The sequence below is a fragment of the Arthrobacter sp. ok909 genome (genome assembly GCF_900104405.1).
Lineage (GTDB): Bacteria > Actinomycetota > Actinomycetes > Actinomycetales > Micrococcaceae > Arthrobacter > Arthrobacter humicola.
Genome location: NZ_FNJS01000001.1, coordinates 1 through 18033, shown reverse-complemented (window position 1 = coordinate 18033; position 18033 = coordinate 1). Strand labels below are relative to the sequence as shown.

Here is an 18033-nt window from a genome sequence, read left to right as displayed (position 1 = left end):
GCTGCTGGGCCTGTTGCGGCCGCTCAAATGGCGGATGGCCGGTGTCATCGCGGCCACCTGTGCGTTCGTGACGCTCAACGTCGCCGCTCCCAAAGTCCTGGGTGACGCCACCGACGTCGTGGTCGCAGGTTTCCTCGGCGGTGCCCTCGACGAACAGGCGCTGGCCGGGCGGCTCCTGACGGTGTCCGCCCTGTACGTCGGGGCGTCCCTCTTCAGCTGGATCCAGGGCGCCCTGACCGCCACGGCCGTGCAGCGGCTCAGCTACGGACTCCGCGGCTCCGTGGAGCAAAAACTCCATGTGCTGCCGTCGAGCCATTTCGAGGAGCAGCGCCGCGGCGAGGTGCTCAGCAGGGCCACGAACGACGTCGACAACATCTCCCAGGCCCTCAACCAGCTCCTCAACCAGCTGATCATGTCCGTCCTGATGCTCTCCGCCGCACTCGCCATGATGCTCTGGCTCTCGCCGCTGCTGGCGCTGATCGCTGTCCTCTCGGTGCCGGTGTCGACCGTCATCACCGTGTTCGTGGCCAAGCATTCCCAGGCGCACTTCACGGAACAATGGGGCAGTACCGGGGCGCTGCACGCCCAACTCGAAGAATTCTTCACGGGCCATGAAGTGGTCAAAGCCTTCGGCCGGCAGGAGGCGTCGGCGGCGAGCTTCCGGGACTGCAACGACAAACTCACGCGGTCCAGCGCCCGCGCCCAATATCTGTCCGGCATAGTGCAGCCGCTCATGGTGTTCGTCGCCAATCTCAACTACATTGCCGTGGCCGTTGTGGGGGCGCTCCAGGTCACCACCGGGGCCATGACGATCGGCGGCATCCAGGCCTTCATCCAGTTCTCCCGCCTTTTCAGCCAGCCGATGGGCCAGATCGGCGGCATGCTGACCCTCCTGCAGTCCTGCCTCGCTTCCGCGGAGCGTGTTTTTGAGCTGCTTGATGCTCCCGAGATCCCGCCGGACAGCGCCGTGCCGGCCGCTGCGGCCAACGGCGCCGGAACCCCGCTCACGGTACATACCCCGCTCAAGATCCATACCCCGCGCAAGACCAACGGCCGGCACAAGTTCAACGGCCGGCGCAAACCCCGCGACCTGCGGGAAGCCAACGCGCCGCTGACGCCGGGCACGGCCGCGGGCAGCGTCACGTTCGAGCACGTCAGCTTCAGCTACAGCCCCGGCACTCCCGTGGTGAAGGACCTGTCCTTCACGGTGGAACCGGGACAGACCGTGGCAATCGTGGGACACACCGGCGCCGGCAAGACCACTGTGGTGAACCTCCTGATGCGCTTCTACGAACTCGACTCGGGGCGGATCCTGGTGGACTCGACCGACATCGCCACCATCCCGCGGGACGAGCTCCGGTCCGTCTTCGGCACGGTCCTGCAGGATGCGTGGCTGTTCACTGGCAGCATCCGGGAGAACATCGAGTACGGCCGGCCCGGGGCCACCGACGCCGAGATCGTCGCGGCGGCCCGGGCCAGCCATGTGGACCAGTTCGTCAGGGCCCTGCCGGCCGGGTACGCCACCATGCTCGGCAACGACGGCGACTCCCTGAGCCGGGGCCAGCGCCAGCTCGTCTCGATCGCACGGGCGCAGCTCGCCGGCCGCAGCATCCTGGTACTGGATGAGGCGACGAGTTCCGTTGACAGCCGTACCGAGGTGCAGATCCGGCATGCCATGGAGCGGCTTCGCCAAGGTCACACGAGCTTCGTGATCGCGCACCGTTTGTCCACGGTCCGGGACGCTGATCTAATTCTCGTCATGGACCACGGACGGATCGTTGAACACGGCACCCATCAGCAGCTGATGGCGGGGAGCGGGCTCTACAAGGATTTGTACGACGCACAGTTCGCCGGTCGCGAACACGTGCAGGCTGTCGGGGAGCCGGAACAGTGAGCCCCGCGGACACCGCGGGGGAGCGTTTCCCCGGTGCCTGGCGGACCAATCCGGCCAGCTCCGTCCCCCTCTTCGAACAGCTCCGGCTGTACGTCATTGAACGCGCCGATAACGGCACGCTCGCGCCGGGTACCCGGCTGCCGGCCGTGCGGAGCCTCGCCACCGAACTGGGCGTTGCACCCCACACTGTGGCCCGTGCCTACAAGGAACTCGAGGCCGCCGGCGTCGTCGTGACGCGCGGCCGGAACGGCACGGTGGTCTGCGCCCGCGATGCCGCCTGGAGCTCGCTGTCCACCGCCGCGGCGGAGTTCGCGGCGGCCGCCAAAGCGCAGGGCGCGAGCTTCGCCGAGGCCGTGCAGTTGCTGGCCGCCGCCTACGACCGCCGCTAGCACATCCCGGCGGACCCCCCGGGCGAGCAGAATAGTTTTTCGAAGAAGTTTTCGATTAGCATTAGATTCGTGCCTAAAGCTGTAGCTGAAGATCCAGCCGTTGAAGTCCAGTCCGCCGTCGAACCGCTGGCAGCCCCGGAGGCCGTCCCGCCCCGTCCCGAGCTGAAACGCCCGGACATGACGCGCCTCGTCGTCAAGGGCGCACGCGAACACAACCTGCGCAACGTGGACCTGGACCTGCCCCGCGATGCCATGATCGTGTTTACCGGCCTGTCCGGTTCCGGCAAGTCCTCCCTGGCGTTCGACACCATCTTCGCCGAGGGCCAGCGCCGCTACGTCGAGTCGCTCTCCGCCTATGCCCGGCAATTCCTGGGCCAAGTGGACAAGCCCGACGTCGACTTCATCGAGGGCCTCTCGCCGGCCGTGTCGATCGACCAGAAGTCCACGAGCAAGAACCCGCGCTCCACAGTCGGCACCATCACCGAAATCTACGACTACATGCGCCTGCTGTGGGCCCGCGTGGGCCGGCCGCACTGCCCCATCTGCGGCGAACCCGTGGCCAAGCAGACCCCCCAGCAGATCGTTGACCAGCTGCTCGAACTCCCGGACGGCACGCGCTTCCAGGTGCTGGCACCCGTGGTCCGCGGCCGCAAGGGCGAATTCGTCGACCTCTTCAAGGAACTGACCGCCAAGGGCTACTCGCGGGCACGCGTGGACGGCGAGCTCGTCCAGCTGAGCGACCCGCCCAAGCTGGGAAAGCAGTTCAAGCACACCATCGAAGTGGTCGTGGACCGCCTCGTGGTCAAGGAAGGCATCAGCCAGCGCCTCACCGACTCCGTCGAAACCGCGCTCGGCCTGGCGGAGGGCCGCGTCCTGGCCGAATTCGTCGACCTCGACGCCGACGACCCCGAGCGGATCAGGGCGTTCTCCGAACACCTCGCCTGCCCCAACGAACACCCCTTGGCGATCGACGAGATCGAGCCGCGCTCCTTCTCCTTCAACAACCCGTTCGGCGCCTGCAGCGCCTGCAGCGGCATCGGCACCAAGCTGGAAGTCGATGAGGATCTCATCATCCCCAACCCGGAGCTATCGCTTTCGGAGGGCGCCATTGCGCCGTGGTCGCTGGGCACCGCCACCACGGAGTACTGGAACCGGCTGCTGGGCGGCCTCGCCAAGGAGCTCGGCTTCTCCATGACGACGGCGTGGGAAAAGCTCGACGCCGACGTCCGGCAGACCGTGCTGCACGGCAAGGACCACAAGGTCGTGGTGCAGTACCGCAACCGCTTCGGCCGGGAACGCAAGTACAGCACCGGCTTTGAGGGCGTCGTGCAGTACGTCCACCGCAAGCATGGCGAGACCGATTCCGACTCGGCGCGCGACCGCTACGAGGAGTACATGCGCCAGGTCCCGTGCCCGGCCTGTAACGGTGCACGCCTGAACCCCGCATCCCTTTCGGTGCTGATCAACGGCAAGTCCATCGCCGAGGTCGCCGCGCTGCCCATGCGCGACTGCGCGCACTTCCTCGACAACCTCGTCCTCACGGGCCGCGAAGCGCAGATCGCCCACCAGGTCCTCAAGGAAATCCAGGCCCGGCTGACCTTCCTCCTCGACGTCGGACTCGAATACCTGAACCTGGAGCGGCCCTCCGGAACCCTGTCCGGCGGTGAAGCCCAGCGCATCCGGCTGGCCACCCAGATCGGCTCAGGGCTCGTGGGCGTGCTCTACGTCCTCGACGAGCCCTCCATCGGCCTGCACCAGCGGGACAACCGCCGCCTGATCGAAACCCTCACCCGGCTCCGGGACCTGGGCAACACCCTGATCGTGGTGGAGCATGACGAGGACACCATCCACGAAGCCGACTGGGTCGTGGACATCGGACCCGGTGCCGGCGAGCACGGCGGCATGGTGGTCCACTCCGGTTCCTACCAGGACCTGCTGAAGAACACGGAGTCCCTGACCGGCGACTACCTCTCCGGCCGGAAGTCCATCGAGGTGCCGAAGAAGCGGCGCAAATACGACAAGAAGCGCGAGCTCAAGGTCGTTGGCGCCAAGGAAAACAACCTGCTCAACGTGGACGCAGCCTTCCCGCTGGGCCTGTTCACCGCCGTCACCGGCGTCAGCGGCTCCGGCAAGTCCACCCTCGTCAACGAGATCCTCTACAAGGTGCTCGCCAACAAGCTCAACGGTGCCAAGCAAGTGGCCGGCCGGCACAAGGCCGTCCAGGGCCTCGAACACCTGGACAAGGTGGTGCACGTCGACCAGAGCCCCATCGGACGCACCCCGCGCTCGAATCCGGCCACCTACACCGGCGTGTTCGACCACATCCGGAAGCTTTTCGCCGAGACCACCGAGGCGAAGGTCCGCGGCTACCAGCCGGGCCGGTTCTCCTTCAACGTCAAAGGCGGCCGCTGCGAGGCCTGCTCCGGCGACGGCACCCTGAAGATCGAGATGAACTTCCTGCCGGACGTCTACGTCCCGTGCGAGGTCTGCCACGGCGCCCGGTACAACCGCGAAACCCTCGAGGTCCATTACAAGGGCAAGACGATCGCGGACGTGCTGAACATGCCCATCGAGGAAGGCGCCGAGTTCTTCGCAGCGTTCTCCCCGATCGCGCGGCACCTCAACACGCTCGTCGACGTCGGCCTCGGCTACGTCCGGCTGGGCCAGCCCGCCACCACGCTCTCCGGCGGCGAGGCCCAGCGCGTGAAGCTCGCGGCTGAGCTCCAGAAGCGCTCCAACGGCCGCAGCGTCTATGTCCTGGACGAGCCCACCACGGGCCTGCACTTCGAGGACATCCGCAAGCTCCTCATGGTGCTGCAGGGCCTCGTGGAAAAGGGCAACACCGTGATCACGATCGAGCACAACCTCGACGTCATCAAGAGCGCCGACTGGATCGTGGACCTTGGCCCTGACGGCGGCTCGGGCGGCGGCCGGGTAGTGGCCTCCGGCACCCCGGAGCAGGTCGCAAAGTCGAGCGAAAGCCACACGGCGGCGTTCCTCGCCGATCTCCTCGCCTGAGAACGGACCCCGTGCCGTGCGTGCGGACCGGGAGCACCACTGCTGAGCGCTCCCGGTCCGCGGCACGGCCAAGTATTCCCCTGACGTATTCCTGAAGGAGTATGCGAATTTCTGGCATCCGTGCACTCGTGAGAAACTAAGCCGGTGACGCATACAACAGTGCCTGTGATCTTCGACCTCGACGGCACTCTTGTCGATCCGGCCGGGGGAATCACGGGCGGAATCGCCGCGGCCCTCACCGAACTCGGACTGCCCGTTCCAGGACCTGACCGGATGGACGAGATGGTCGGACCCAAACTGAGCCATTCCCTCACGGAAATCGCCGGCGTACCGGCAGCGCTCCTCGCGGACGTCATCCGGATCTATCGCCGGCACTATGCGTCCACCGGCATCGCGCAGAGCCGGCTGTACCCCGGAATCCGCGACCTCCTCGAAGGCTTCGTCGCCGCCGGGCGGCCCATCGCCGTCGCCACCCAGAAGCCGGAGGGTCTGGCCCGCACCGTGCTGGAACACCACGGCATCGCCAGGCTCTTCCACAGCATTCGCGGCTCGGCCGCCGACGAGGCAGGCGCGGCAACGGACTCCGTCCCCGAAGGCAAGGCCGGCATCGTCGCCGCCGCGCTCTCGGACCTGGCTGCCGCCGTCCCGTCGACGGCCGGCCATGCCGTGATGGTGGGCGACCGTGCGCAGGACGTCGCCGGGGCCGCTGCGAACGGACTGGACTGCATCGGCGTAGGCTGGGGTTTTGCGCCCGACGGCGAACTGCACGCGGCCGGCGCCGTCGAGATCGTGCACACCACCACGGCGCTTCACGCAACGATCACCAGACTCTCCGAACGCCCGGGGACCGCAGCCCTGAACGAGGTGCACACCGATGGAAATGTTTGACGTAATCCGCTGGACCACGCGCGGGCTCATATCGTCCACGTGCCGTCCCACGGTCATCGGCCTGGAGAACGTGCCCAAGCAAGGCCCGTTCATCGTGGCCCCCAACCACCTCTCCTTCCTGGACAGCGTGATCGTCCAGGCCCTCATGCCGCGGCCCGTGGCGTTCTTCGCGAAGGCCGAGTACTTCACCACCGGCGGCGTCAAGGGCAAAGCCATGAAGTCCTTCTTCGAGGCTGTGGGCTCCATCCCCGTCGAGCGCGGCGAGCAGGCCGCCAGCGTCCAGGCGCTGAAGACGCTGCTGGACATTCTCGACGCCGGCCGCGGCGTGGGCATCTACCCCGAAGGCACCCGCTCCCGCGACGGCATCCTGTACCGAGGCCGCACCGGCGTCGGCTGGCTCGCCCTCACGACGGGCGCGCCGGTGATCCCGGTAGGCCTGATCGGCACGGAACACCTGCAGCCGGCGGACAGCAAAGCGGTCAAACCGCAGCACTTCACCATGAAGGTGGGCGAGCCGCTGTACTTCGAGAAGACGGGACCGGACCACTCGCTGCCGGCCCGCCGCCAGGCCACCGACCGCATCATGGACGCCATCGCGGAACTGAGCGGCCAGGAACGCTCCACCAGCTACAACCAGAGCAAGTCGGTCGAATAGCGGGAGCAGCCGCGGTTCCCGGACGGGCCGGTGCCGCGGCACCCCCGGAGGCTCAGTAGACTGGAACCGTGGCAGATCCAGCGAGTTACCGACCCCAGACAGGTGAAATTCCGACCAATCCGGGCGTGTACCGCTTCCGCGATCCGCACGGCCGGGTCATCTATGTGGGCAAGGCCAAGAACCTCCGTTCCCGGCTGAATTCCTACTTCGCCAACCCGGCAGGGCTGATGCCCAAGACCTACGCCATGGTGCACACGGCCAGCAGTGTCGAATGGACCGTGGTGGGCAGCGAGCTCGAGTCGCTGCAGCTGGAATACACCTGGATCAAGGAATTCACACCGCGCTTCAACGTGATGTTTCGGGACGACAAAAGCTACCCGTACCTGGCCGTCACGATGGGGGAGAAGTACCCGCGCGTCCAGGTGCTCCGCGGCGACCGGCGCAAGGGCACCCGGTATTTCGGCCCCTACACCGCCGGTGCGATCCGGGACACCATGGACACCCTGCTGCGGGTCTTCCCCGTACGCAGCTGCAGCGCCGGCGTGCTCAAACGCGCCGAAGCCAGCGGCCGGCCGTGCCTGTTGGGCTACATCGACAAATGCTCCGCGCCCTGCGTGGGGCGCATCTCCGCCGAGGACCACCGTGCCCTGGCCGAGGACTTCTGCAGCTTCATGGGCGGGGAAGCCAAGCCCTTCGTGAACCGGCTGGAACGCGAGATGGCCGCGGCGGTCGCCGAGCTCGACTACGAGCGGGCGGCGCGCCTCCGGGACGACATCGTGGCGATGAAGAAAGTCTTCGAACGCAACGCCGTCGTTCTCGCCGAGGGCACGGACGCGGACGTCTTCGCCCTCCACGAAGACGAACTCGAAGCCGCGGTCCAGGTCTTCCACGTCCGCGGCGGCCGGATCCGCGGCCAACGCGGCTGGGTGGTGGAAAAGGTCGAGGACTCCACCACCCCGGAGTTGGTCGAACACCTGCTCCAGCAGGTCTACGGCGAGGAAGCCGGCGTCCAGGGCAGGCTGCCCCGGGAGGTCCTGGTGCCCGCCGAGCCCAGCAACGCCGCCGAACTCGCGCAATGGCTTAGCGGCCTGCGCGGGGCCCGCGTGGACATCCGGGTGCCCCAGCGCGGCGACAAGGCCGCGCTCATGTCCACCGTGCGGGACAACGCCGAGCACGCACTGAAACTGCACAAGTCCCGGCGCGCCGGCGACCTCACCATGCGCTCCCAGGCCCTCCAGGAACTCCAGGAGGCACTCGACCTCCCCGTGGCGCTGCTGCGGATCGAATGCTTCGACATATCCCACGTCCAAGGCACCAACGTTGTCGGCTCCATGGTGGTGGTGGAGGACGGGCTCCCGAAGAAGTCCGACTACCGCAAGTTCGCCGTCACCGGGGCAGCCGCCACGGACGACACCGCCGCCATGCACGACGTCCTGACCCGACGGTTCCGGCACTACCTCGACGAGAAACGCGAGCAGGCAGCCGCCGCGGCGAAACCGGCACACCAGGCCGCGCTGGAAGCGGCAACCGCGGCGGCGGTTGCGGACTCCACGACGCCGGCCCCGCGGAGCAAGTTTGCCTACCCGCCCAACCTCGTCGTCGTCGACGGCGGCAAACCGCAGGTCAACGCCGCCGCCCGGGCGCTGGCCGAACTGGGCATCGAGGACGTGTACGTTGTCGGCCTGGCCAAACGGCTCGAGGAGGTGTGGCTGCCGGACAGCGACTTCCCGGTGATCCTGCCGCGCGCCTCCGCCGGCCTATACCTGCTGCAGCGGATCCGCGACGAGGCCCACCGCTTCGCCATCTCCTTCCACCGGCAAAAGCGCGGCAAGGCCATGACGGTCTCTGCGCTGGACGGCGTACCCGGGCTGGGCGAGTCCAAACGCAAGGCCCTCCTGGCCGAATTCGGTTCCGTCAAGGGGATCAAAGCGGCGACGCAGGAAGAACTCACCGGCGCCAAGGGGATCGGTCCGTCCCTGGCCGCCGCGATCGTCCGGCACTTCACTGCCGACGGCGAGGAAGCCGCCACCGTTCCGGCCATCAACATGACCACCGGCGAAATCCTCGAAACTTAGCTAGCTCCGCCAAACTTAGCTAGGGTAAAGACTTGGGAAACGGCACGGGCGCGGCATCACCGCGGCCGCGCCGCTACCTGACCGCAAACAGCAGACGCACAGGCAGAGATGGGGCTTCACTGATGGCAGACTCGACGGCAGAATCCGGGACGGATGAGGACGGCATGACACCCGTCAAACCCGTCGAGGCGGAACTGCTCGTGGTGACCGGCATGTCCGGAGCCGGCCGGAGCACCGCTTCGGACGCCCTCGAGGACCACGGCTGGTACGTCGTGGAAAACCTCCCGCCGCAGATGCTCGGCACGCTCGCGGAACTGGTGTCGCGCACACCGCACTCGATGTCCAAGCTCGCCGTCGTGATGGATGTCCGGAGCAAGGACCTGTTCGCGGACATGCGCGCTGCGCTCCGCGCCCTCGAGGCCTCCGGGGTGACCTTCCGCGTGCTGTTCCTCGATGCTAACGACGACGTCCTGGTCCGCCGCTTCGAGCAGGGCCGCCGGCCGCACCCGCTTCAGGGCGGCGGCCGGATCCTCGACGGCATCGCCGCCGAGCGGGAGCTTGTCCGTGAGCTGAGGGAGACCGCCGACATCGTCCTGGATACGTCCTCCCTCAACGTGCACGGCCTGGCGACGGCCATCACCGAGCTCTTCAGCGAGACCGGGCCGGTGGCCCTGCGGCTGAACGTCATGAGCTTCGGGTTCAAGTACGGGCTGCCCGTGGACGCCAACTTCGTGGCCGATGCCCGCTTCATCCCCAACCCGCACTGGGTCCCGCAGCTGCGGCCCCACACCGGGCTGGACAAGGACGTCAGCGACTACGTGCTCGAAGCGCAGGGCGTCAGCGACTTCGTGGAGCGCTACGTCCTGGCCCTGGAACCGGTCCTGGACGGATACCGGCGTGAGAACAAGCACTACGCCACGATCGCCGTGGGCTGCACCGGCGGCAAGCACCGCTCCGTCGCGGTGGCCGTCGAGCTCTCACGGAGGCTGGCGCAGTATCCGCGAGTCACCGTGACCACGACGCACCGGGACCTGGGCCGCGAATAATGGCGCTGCTGACCGGCCCGCTGCCCCTCGTCCCGCCCGCCAGCGCGGCATTCGCTGGCCAGCAGGACAAGGGCCCCTCCGTAGTTGCGCTCGGCGGCGGCCACGGACTCTCCGCGTCGCTGTCCGCCCTGCGGCTGCTCACCTCCGAACTCACCGCGATCGTCACCGTCGCGGACGACGGCGGATCCTCCGGCCGGCTCCGTGAAGAGTACGGCGTCCTTCCGCCGGGGGACCTCCGCATGGCCCTGTCCGCGCTGTGCGACGACACCGACTGGGGCCGCACCTGGCGCGACGTCATGCAGCACCGCTTTGCCCCCGGCAAGGGCCGCGGCGGGTCCCTCGACGAGCACGCCATGGGCAACCTCCTGATCGTCACCCTCTGGGAACTCCTGGGCGACACGGTCGCCGGCCTGAAGTGGGCCGGGGCCCTCCTCGGCGCACGCGGCGAAGTCCTGCCGATGTCCAGCATCCCGCTGACCATCGAAGGCCAGGTCCGGGTCACGGCCCCGGACGGCAGCACGGCGCTGCAGACCCTGACCGGCCAGGCCAAGTGTGCCGTCGCGGGGTCCCTCGAGCGCGTCCGGTTGTTGCCGGAGGACGCTCCCGCCTGCATGGAAGCCCTGACCGCGATCGAACTGGCCGACTGGGTGATCCTGGGCCCGGGATCCTGGTACACCTCCGTCCTGCCGCACCTGCTGCTCCCGGAAATGCGCGAGGCCCTCTGCAATACGGCGGCCCGGCGCTGCCTGACAATGAACCTCGCCACCGACACCAAGGAGACCGCCGGCATGACCGCCGCGGACCACCTCCGGGTGCTGCGCGAGTACGCCCCGGAGTTCACGGTCGACGTCGTCCTGGCCGATCCGGCGTCGGTCCAGGACCTGCCCGACTTCGAACAGGCGGCCGGAATGCTCGGTGCCGAGGTGGTCTTGGGTAAAGTGGGGGCGTCTGGTCGCCGTCCGGTCCACGATCCGTTGCGGCTGGCGACGGCGTACCACGATATTTTCGGGAATAGTTAGGAAAGGTGCCATGGCACTGACAGCATCAGTCAAGGAAGAACTTTCCCGTCTGGATATCAAGAAGTCCTCGGTCCGCAAAGCCGAGGTATCGGCCATGCTCCGCTTCGCGGGCGGGCTGCACATCATCTCGGGCCGGATTGTGATCGAGGCCGAGGTCGACCTCGCATCGACCGCCCGGCGGCTGCGTGCCGCCATCGCCGAAGTGTACGGCCACCAGAGCGAGATCATCGTCGTCTCCGGTGGCGGCCTGCGCCGCGGCAGCCGGTACGTGGTGCGCGTGGTCCGCGACGGCGAGGCCCTGGCCCGCCAGACCGGCCTCCTGGACACCCGCGGGCGGCCCGTCAGGGGCCTGCCGTCCGTGGTGGTCAACGGATCGGCCGCGGACGCCGAGGCCGTCTGGCGCGGCGCCTTCCTGGCCCACGGCTCACTCACCGAGCCCGGCCGCTCCTCCTCCATGGAAGTCACCTGCCCCGGCCCCGAGTCGGCCCTGGCCCTCGTCGGCGCCGCCCGCCGCCTCGGCATCCAGGCCAAGGCCCGCGAGGTCAGGGGAGTGGACCGTGTGGTGATCCGCGACGGCGACACGATCGCCGCGCTGCTGACCCGCATGGGAGCCCACGACGCGCTCATGGTCTGGGAGGAACGCCGCATGCGCAAGGAAGTGCGTGCCACCGCCAACCGGCTCGCGAATTTCGATGACGCGAACCTGCGCCGCTCCGCCCAGGCCGCCGTCGCCGCCGGCGCCCGGGTGGACCGCGCCCTGGAAATCCTGGGCGACGACGTTCCGGACCACCTCAAGTACGCCGGGGAGCTGCGGGTCGCGCACAAGCAGGCCAGCCTGGACGAGCTTGGCCGCCTCGCCGATCCTGTCATGACCAAGGACGCCATTGCCGGCCGGATCCGTCGGCTCCTGGCGATGGCCGACAAGCGGGCCCAGGACCTCGGCATCCCGGGCACGGAAGCCAATGTGACGCCGGAAATGCTCGACGACTAGCGTCACTTAGAATCAAGAACAGATTTCCGGATGCCCGGCATCCGGATGCACAATCCGAGAGTTACCGAACCGGACAACCCGTCCACGACATTGGAGGATTTTGTGACCGAGTACGTATTGCCTCAGCTCGACTATGACTACGCAGCGCTGGAGCCGCACATCTCCGCGAAGATCATGGAGCTGCACCACAGCAAGCACCACGCGGCCTACGTGGCCGGCGCCAACAACGCCCTCGCCCAGCTGGCCGAGGCGCGCGAGAAGGGCGACTTCGCCAACATCAACCGCCTCTCCAAGGACCTCGCGTTCCACACCGGCGGCCACATTAACCACTCCGTCTTCTGGAAGAACCTCTCCCCGGACGGCGGCGACAAGCCCGAGGGCGAGCTCGCGGCAGCCATCGACGACGCCTTCGGCTCGTTCGACGCCTTCCGTGCCCAGTTCAGCGCCGCGGCGCTGGGCCTGCAGGGCTCCGGCTGGGGCTTCCTGGCCTACGAGCCGATCGGCGGCAACCTGGTCATCGAGCAGCTCTACGACCAGCAGGGCAACGTCGCACTCGGCACCACTCCGCTGCTGATGCTGGACATGTGGGAGCACGCCTTCTACCTGGACTACGTCAACGTCAAGGCCGACTACGTCAAGGCGTTCTGGAACATCGTGAACTGGGCCGACGTCGCCAAGCGCTTCGACGCCGCCCGCAAGAACGCGACGGGCCTCATCACGCTGTAAGCGTGACAGGACCGACTCCTGCTTGTAACAAAGCTCACATTACGGCCGGTTCGGCCCGAAATGTGGACGGACTGCCCCCGCACTTGCGGGGGCAGTCCCAGTTAAACGTAAGATGGATCACGGAAGGCGGTTAGCCTTCAGCAACGTGGCTGGTCGTCCTCCGATCTGGTAATTATCTCTGCCCAATGGCGTGCGGGATCTGTTAGTTGGCTTGAACGCCTTCTCAACTAGTCGTGCTCGCAAGAGCACCAAGGAGACTGAAAACGTGACGACCCGTATTGGCATCAACGGCTTTGGCCGTATCGGCCGCAACTACTTCCGCGCCGCCCTCGCACAGGGCGCCGACCTTGAGATCGTTGCAGTCAACGACCTCACGAGCCCGGAAGCTCTCGCTCACCTCTTCAAGTACGACTCCGTCGGCGGCCGCCTGGCGGAATCCATCGAGGTCAAGGACGGCAACATCGTCGTCGACGGCAAGACCGTGAAGGTCCTCGCCGAGCGCGATCCCGCCAAGCTGCCCTGGGGCGAGCTCGGCGTTGACATCGTCATCGAGTCCACCGGCTTCTTCACGAAGGCCGCCGACGCGCAGAAGCACATCGACGCCGGCGCCAAGAAGGTCCTGATCTCCGCCCCCGCCTCCGGCGAGGACATCACGATCGTGATGGGCGTCAACGACGGACTGTACGACGACGCTGCGCACCACATCATCTCCAACGCTTCCTGCACCACCAACTGCCTCGGCCCGCTGGCCAAGGTTGTCAACGACGCCTTCGGCATCGAGCGCGGCCTGATGACCACCATCCACGCGTACACCGCCGACCAGAACCTGCAGGACGGCCCGCACAACGACCTCCGCCGCGCCCGCGCCGCCGCCATCAACATGGTCCCCACCTCCACGGGTGCGGCCAAGGCAATCGGCCTCGTCCTGCCGGAGCTCAAGGGCAAGCTGGACGGTTACGCCATCCGCGTCCCGGTCCCCACCGGCTCGGCCACCGACCTGACCGTCACGGTTTCCCGCGAAACCACCGTCGAGGAAGTCAACGCCGCCCTCAAGGCAGCCTCCGAGAGCGAAGAGCTCAAGGGCCTGCTGACCTACACCGACGAGCCCATCGTCTCCTCGGACATCGTCGGCGACCCGGCATCGTCCATCTTCGACTCCGGCCTGACCAAGGTGATCGGCAACCAGGTCAAGGTTGTGTCCTGGTATGACAACGAATGGGGCTACTCCAACCGCCTCGTGGACCTCACGGAGCTCGTCGCGTCCAAGCTGGGCTAGGGTAAGACTCATGACATTCCACACCCTCAACGAACTGATCGCTGATGGTGTCCGCGGGCGGTACGTTCTGGTCAGAAGTGACCTGAACGTACCGCTCGACGGCTCTACAGTGACTGACGACGGCCGCATCAAGGCCTCCCTGCCAGTGCTGGCGAAGCTCACGGACGCCGGTGCCCGCGTGCTGGTCACAGCACACCTGGGCCGCCCCAAGGGCGCCCCCGAAGACAAGTACTCGCTCAAGCCGGCCGCCCTGCGGCTGGCCGAGCTTGCCGGGTTCAAGGTCACCCTTGCCGGCGACACGGTCGGCGAGTCGGCCAAGGAGCTGTCCTCCGCACTCCAGGACGGCGAAGTGCTCGTCCTGGAAAACGTGCGTTTCGACGCCCGGGAGACCTCCAAGGACGACGCCGAACGCGGCGCCTTCGCGGACGAGCTCGTCGCCCTCACCGGCGACAACGGCGCGTTCGTCGATGATGCCTTCGGCGCCGTGCACCGCAAGCACGCCAGCGTGTACGACGTCGCCACCCGGCTGCCGTCCTACCAGGGCGACCTCGTCCGCACGGAGGTCGAGGTGCTGCGCAAGCTCACCACCGACACCCAGCGGCCCTACGTCGTCGTCCTTGGCGGCTCCAAGGTCTCGGACAAGCTCGCCGTGATCGATAACCTCATCGGCAAGGCGGACACGATCCTGGTGGGCGGCGGCATGCTGTTCACCTTCCTCGCGGCCGCGGGCCACAAGGTCGCGGGCAGCCTGCTGGAAGAAGACCAGATCCCGGTCGTGCAGGAATACCTCAAGCGCGCCGCGGACGCCGGGACCGAATTCGTGGTGCCGACCGATGTTGTGGTGGCCAGCAAGTTCGCCGCCGACGCCGAGCACGAGACCGTTGCTGCCGACGCCATCGAGTCCAGCAGCTTCGGCGTGCAGGGCATCGGCCTGGACATCGGACCGGACTCGGCATCGGCCTTCGCGGAACGGATCAAGGGCGCCAGGACGGTGTTCTGGAACGGTCCCATGGGCGTGTTCGAATTCGCGGCCTTCGCCGGCGGTACCCGGGCCATCGCCCAGGCTCTGACCGAGACGGACGCATTCACGGTGGTCGGCGGCGGAGATTCCGCGGCCGCGGTCCGGACCCTCGGCTTCGCTGATGACCAGTTCGGCCACATTTCCACCGGCGGCGGCGCAAGCCTGGAGTACCTTGAAGGCAAGGAACTCCCCGGCCTGAGCGTCCTCGACCGCTAGAAGCACTGACCGCTAAAAGCACCGGCCGCTAAAGCAGCAGCCGCCAGGCAATCCAGCCGGCAGGGTGCCCGTCCGCAAGGGACCGGGCACCCTGCCGGCTGCTCATACCACAAGCACTCTTGGAGATCACGTGACCACGTCAACCAACGGTAAATTCGACCGCAAGCCCTTCATCGCCGGCAACTGGAAGATGAACATGGACCACGTCCAGGGCATCACCCTCCTGCAGAAGCTCGCGTGGACCCTGTCCGACGCCAAGCATGACTACAGCCGCGTGGAGGTTGCCGTCTTCCCGCCGTTCACAGATCTCCGCGGTGTCCAAACCCTCGTCCAGGGCGACGAACTCGACGTCGTCTACGGCGGTCAGGACCTCTCCCAGTTCGACTCCGGCGCCTACACCGGTGACATCTCCGGACAGTTCCTCGCCAAGCTGGGCTGCAGCTACGTCCTGGTCGGCCACAGCGAACGCCGCACCATCCACAACGAGTCCGACGACGTCCTGAACGCCAAGACCAAGGCCGCCTTCCGGCACGGCATCACCCCCGTCCTGTGCGTCGGTGAAGGTCTCGAGATCCGCCAGGCCGGCACCCACGTGGACCACACGCTCGCCCAGCTGCGCGCCGGCGTCGAAGGCCTCACCCCGGAACAGGCCGCCGAACTCGTCGTCGCCTACGAGCCCGTCTGGGCCATCGGCACCGGGGAGGTCGCCGGCCCGGAGGACGCGCAGGAAATGTGCGCCGCCATCCGTGCCGAGTTGGCCACCTTGTTCGGCGGCGACGTCGCCGCCAAGACGCGTCTGCTCTACGGGGGGTCGGTCAAGGCGAACAACGCGGCGTCGATCCTGAAGGAGCGCGACGTCGACGGCTTGCTGGTCGGCGGTGCCAGCCTGGACGCCGCGGAGTTTGCTAATATTGTCAGGTTCGAGAGTCACCTGCTGACGGATTAGTCCGGACACAGGTTTGGCCCCCGCAATCCAATTCTTCTGAAAGGCCGTCGTGGACGTTCTTCATGTCATTCTGCAGGTCCTCCTGGGCATCACCAGCCTCCTGCTGACGTTGCTCATCCTGCTCCACAAGGGACGCGGAGGCGGCCTGTCGGACATGTTCGGCGGCGGCATGAGCTCGGGGCTGAGTTCCTCGGGTGTCGCGGAGCGGAACCTCAACCGGTTCACGATCATCCTCGGTGTCACATGGGGCGTCGTGATCATCGCCCTCGGCCTGATCATGCGGTTCAGCACAGGCACCGATTCGTAGCACGTCTTTTTCGAGAACTTCATAAGGGGCTTGAGGCCCTCCCCGCATCGGGAACTTCGAACTACACTGTCGCTGGCAAGCACCAATCCACCAGCTGAGTAGCCAGGAGTTCCCGATGCTGCATTCCGCTTCCGGATTCAAGGGAATCCGTGTGGGCGCCACCGAAGGGGCATCGCCCCGCCACGAGCCAATGAACGGGGCCGGTGCACGCCAGCCCCGTATTCGTGTCTCCTACCGGTGCGCCAAAGGCCATGAAACCGCGCTCGTATTCGCCCAACTCCCCGAGGAGCAGATCCCGGGAGTCTGGGACTGCCGGCGCTGCGGCGGCACGGCAACCCGCGACGAAACAAAGTTCGCCCTGGACGACGTGCCAACGGAGGGGTTCAAGACCCACCTGGAATACGTTAAAGAACGGCGCTCCAGCCAGGACGCCGAAGACGTACTGGCCGGAGCGCTGGAACGGCTACGCGCCGGACGGGCCCTTCCGGACGAGCTGCTCGGGGACCCGTGAGGCAGCGTTCTCGTCAATGAGCCACAAGGTCTCCCGGCGGCCCCGCGGCCCGGCCGCGGGAACCTGCACGGGATTGGCGCCGGCCAGGGCCAGTCCCACGGCGCCGGCCTTGTCCTCGCCGGCCACCACCATCCACACCTCTAAGGCCGTATTGATGGCCGGCAGGGTCAGGGAAACCCGGGCCGGCGGCGGCTTGGGGGAGTTCTGGACCCCCACGACGGTCAGTTCCTTCTCCCGGATGCCGGCCTGCTCCGGAAAGAGCGACGCGACGTGCGCGTCCGGTCCGACGCCGAGGAGGACAATGTCCAGGCGCGGAAGCCGGCCCGGGTGTTCCGGCCGGTCATCGGACATGTCCGCAGCGTGCTCTGCTGCCGCCGCGTCAGCGAGCCGGCGCGCATAATCCGCCGCAGCCTCCTCCGGGCTCCCGAAGTCATCGGTGGAACCGGGCACGTGGACCCGCGCCGGATCCACCGGGATGCGGGACAAGAGAGCCTCATGGGCCTGGCGGGCGTTGCGTTCGGCGTCATCCGCCGGCACAAAGCGCTCGTCACCCCACCAGAAGTTCACCTTGGACCAGTCGACGGCCTTCGCGGCCGGGGATTCGGCCACGGCCCTGAGCGAACCGACGCCCATTGTGCCCCCGGTAAGCACCACCGTGGCCTCGCCGTGCCGGTCCTGGATGTCCACGAGCTTGGTGATCAGGCGGGCGGCGATCGCAGCCATCAGGACGGTCGAGTCAGGATGGATGCTTACTCTCGGGTCAGCGCTCACTGGGACGGACACTCCTTAGATTGGTACGTGGCAGTCCCATAGTAATCACTTCGCCGAAGACTTCGTCGGGGTCCAGGCGGCGGAGTTCTTCTGCCAGGCAGTCCTTGAGGCTGCGGCGCGGCAGGGAGATCCGCTGCGCCGGCTGGCCGGGCTGGGTCAGTTCCGCGATGGTCAGGCCGGGACGGAAGAGCTGGACGTCGCCGCCGGTCCGGGTCAGCCGGACGCGCCGGATGCCGGTGCCGGCGGGGTCCGCGACGATCGTGACGGGAGCGTCCAGGGCCAGG

At 67.3% G+C, this 18033-nt stretch carries 17 protein-coding genes; 15 read left to right on the top strand and 2 right to left on the bottom strand.

The features are described from left to right. Positions 1–34 precede the first annotated feature (34 nt). The 15 genes from BLR03_RS00085 to BLR03_RS00015 all read left to right on the top strand — a co-directional run bounded on the left by BLR03_RS00085 (position 35) and on the right by BLR03_RS00015 (position 16978). Entirely contained in the window at positions 35–1894 is a 1860-nt protein-coding gene (locus BLR03_RS00085; protein ID WP_175460375.1) for an ABC transporter ATP-binding protein, read from the top strand. Continuing rightward, complete coding sequence (locus BLR03_RS00080) at positions 1891–2283, top strand: GntR family transcriptional regulator (protein WP_091247895.1); 393 nt, start codon at positions 1891–1893, stop codon at positions 2281–2283. Before BLR03_RS00085 ends, BLR03_RS00080 begins: the two co-directional genes overlap by 4 nt. Before the next feature lie 177 nt (positions 2284–2460). Then, on the top strand, positions 2461–5301 hold the full coding sequence (uvrA, locus tag BLR03_RS00075) for an excinuclease ABC subunit UvrA (protein WP_175460374.1): 2841 nt from the start codon (positions 2461–2463) through the stop codon (positions 5299–5301). A gap of 144 nt (positions 5302–5445) precedes the next feature. After that, positions 5446–6189, top strand: a complete 744-nt coding sequence (locus BLR03_RS00070; protein WP_175460347.1) for an HAD hydrolase-like protein — start codon at positions 5446–5448, stop codon at positions 6187–6189. Further along, a complete protein-coding gene (locus tag BLR03_RS00065) occupies positions 6176–6844 on the top strand; it encodes a lysophospholipid acyltransferase family protein (protein WP_091247889.1) in 669 nt (222 codons plus the stop codon). Before BLR03_RS00070 ends, BLR03_RS00065 begins: the two co-directional genes overlap by 14 nt. A gap of 68 nt (positions 6845–6912) precedes the next feature. Next, entirely contained in the window at positions 6913–8919 is a 2007-nt protein-coding gene (gene uvrC, locus BLR03_RS00060) for an excinuclease ABC subunit UvrC (RefSeq protein ID WP_091247886.1), read from the top strand. 122 nt (positions 8920–9041) lie between these two features. Next, on the top strand, positions 9042–9965 hold the full coding sequence (gene rapZ / locus BLR03_RS00055) for an RNase adapter RapZ (RefSeq protein WP_091247884.1): 924 nt from the start codon (positions 9042–9044) through the stop codon (positions 9963–9965). Beyond that, entirely contained in the window at positions 9965–10984 is a 1020-nt protein-coding gene (gene yvcK, locus BLR03_RS00050; RefSeq protein WP_091247882.1) for a gluconeogenesis factor YvcK family protein, read from the top strand. Before rapZ ends, yvcK begins: the two co-directional genes overlap by 1 nt. Positions 10985–10994: 10 nt before the next feature. Beyond that, on the top strand, positions 10995–11975 hold the full coding sequence (gene whiA / locus BLR03_RS00045; RefSeq protein WP_091247880.1) for a DNA-binding protein WhiA: 981 nt from the start codon (positions 10995–10997) through the stop codon (positions 11973–11975). A gap of 102 nt (positions 11976–12077) precedes the next feature. Then, complete coding sequence (locus BLR03_RS00040) at positions 12078–12701, top strand: superoxide dismutase (protein ID WP_018772998.1); 624 nt, start codon at positions 12078–12080, stop codon at positions 12699–12701. Between the two features lie 265 nt (positions 12702–12966). Then, positions 12967–13977, top strand: a complete 1011-nt coding sequence (gap, locus tag BLR03_RS00035; RefSeq protein ID WP_091247878.1) for a type I glyceraldehyde-3-phosphate dehydrogenase — start codon at positions 12967–12969, stop codon at positions 13975–13977. 10 nt (positions 13978–13987) lie between these two features. Next, positions 13988–15214 carry a phosphoglycerate kinase gene (gene pgk, locus BLR03_RS00030; RefSeq protein ID WP_091247875.1) on the top strand — a complete coding sequence of 409 codons (1227 nt, stop codon included), beginning with the start codon at positions 13988–13990 and terminating at the stop codon, positions 15212–15214. A gap of 130 nt (positions 15215–15344) precedes the next feature. Further along, positions 15345–16160, top strand: coding sequence for a triose-phosphate isomerase (gene tpiA, locus BLR03_RS00025; RefSeq protein ID WP_091247873.1), 816 nt, complete (start codon positions 15345–15347; stop codon positions 16158–16160). Positions 16161–16209: 49 nt separating this feature from the next. Further along, a complete protein-coding gene (gene secG, locus BLR03_RS00020) occupies positions 16210–16467 on the top strand; it encodes a preprotein translocase subunit SecG (protein ID WP_091247870.1) in 258 nt (85 codons plus the stop codon). 115 nt (positions 16468–16582) lie between these two features. After that, complete coding sequence (locus tag BLR03_RS00015) at positions 16583–16978, top strand: RNA polymerase-binding protein RbpA (RefSeq protein WP_091247868.1); 396 nt, start codon at positions 16583–16585, stop codon at positions 16976–16978. On the opposite strand, the gene pgl is transcribed toward BLR03_RS00015, so the two are convergent. Both pgl and BLR03_RS00005 read right to left on the bottom strand, forming a co-directional pair. Next, positions 16931–17749: a 6-phosphogluconolactonase gene (gene pgl / locus BLR03_RS00010; protein ID WP_091247866.1), complete on the bottom strand. Its 819-nt coding sequence runs from the start codon at positions 17747–17749 to the stop codon at positions 16931–16933. The genes BLR03_RS00015 and pgl overlap by 48 nt on opposite strands. Next, on the bottom strand, positions 17739–18033 hold a 295-nt coding region (locus tag BLR03_RS00005), incomplete at its 5' end, for an OpcA/G6PD domain-containing protein (RefSeq protein ID WP_175460346.1). The genes BLR03_RS00005 and pgl, both read right to left, overlap by 11 nt.

Excerpts from the sequence above, each read along its gene's own strand:
- BLR03_RS00085 (WP_175460375.1), top strand. The coding sequence starts at position 35 with ATGGCCGGTGTCATCGCGGCCACCTGTGCGTTCGTGACGCTCAACGTC.
- uvrA (WP_175460374.1), top strand. The coding sequence starts at position 2,461 with ATGACGCGCCTCGTCGTCAAGGGCGCACGCGAACACAACCTGCGCAAC.
- BLR03_RS00065 (WP_091247889.1), top strand. The coding sequence starts at position 6,176 with ATGGAAATGTTTGACGTAATCCGCTGGACCACGCGCGGGCTCATATCG.
- rapZ (WP_091247884.1), top strand. The coding sequence starts at position 9,042 with ATGGCAGACTCGACGGCAGAATCCGGGACGGATGAGGACGGCATGACA.
- yvcK (WP_091247882.1), top strand. The coding sequence starts at position 9,965 with ATGGCGCTGCTGACCGGCCCGCTGCCCCTCGTCCCGCCCGCCAGCGCG.
- whiA (WP_091247880.1), top strand. The coding sequence starts at position 10,995 with ATGGCACTGACAGCATCAGTCAAGGAAGAACTTTCCCGTCTGGATATC.
- pgk (WP_091247875.1), top strand. The coding sequence starts at position 13,988 with ATGACATTCCACACCCTCAACGAACTGATCGCTGATGGTGTCCGCGGG.
- BLR03_RS00015 (WP_091247868.1), top strand. The coding sequence starts at position 16,583 with ATGCTGCATTCCGCTTCCGGATTCAAGGGAATCCGTGTGGGCGCCACC.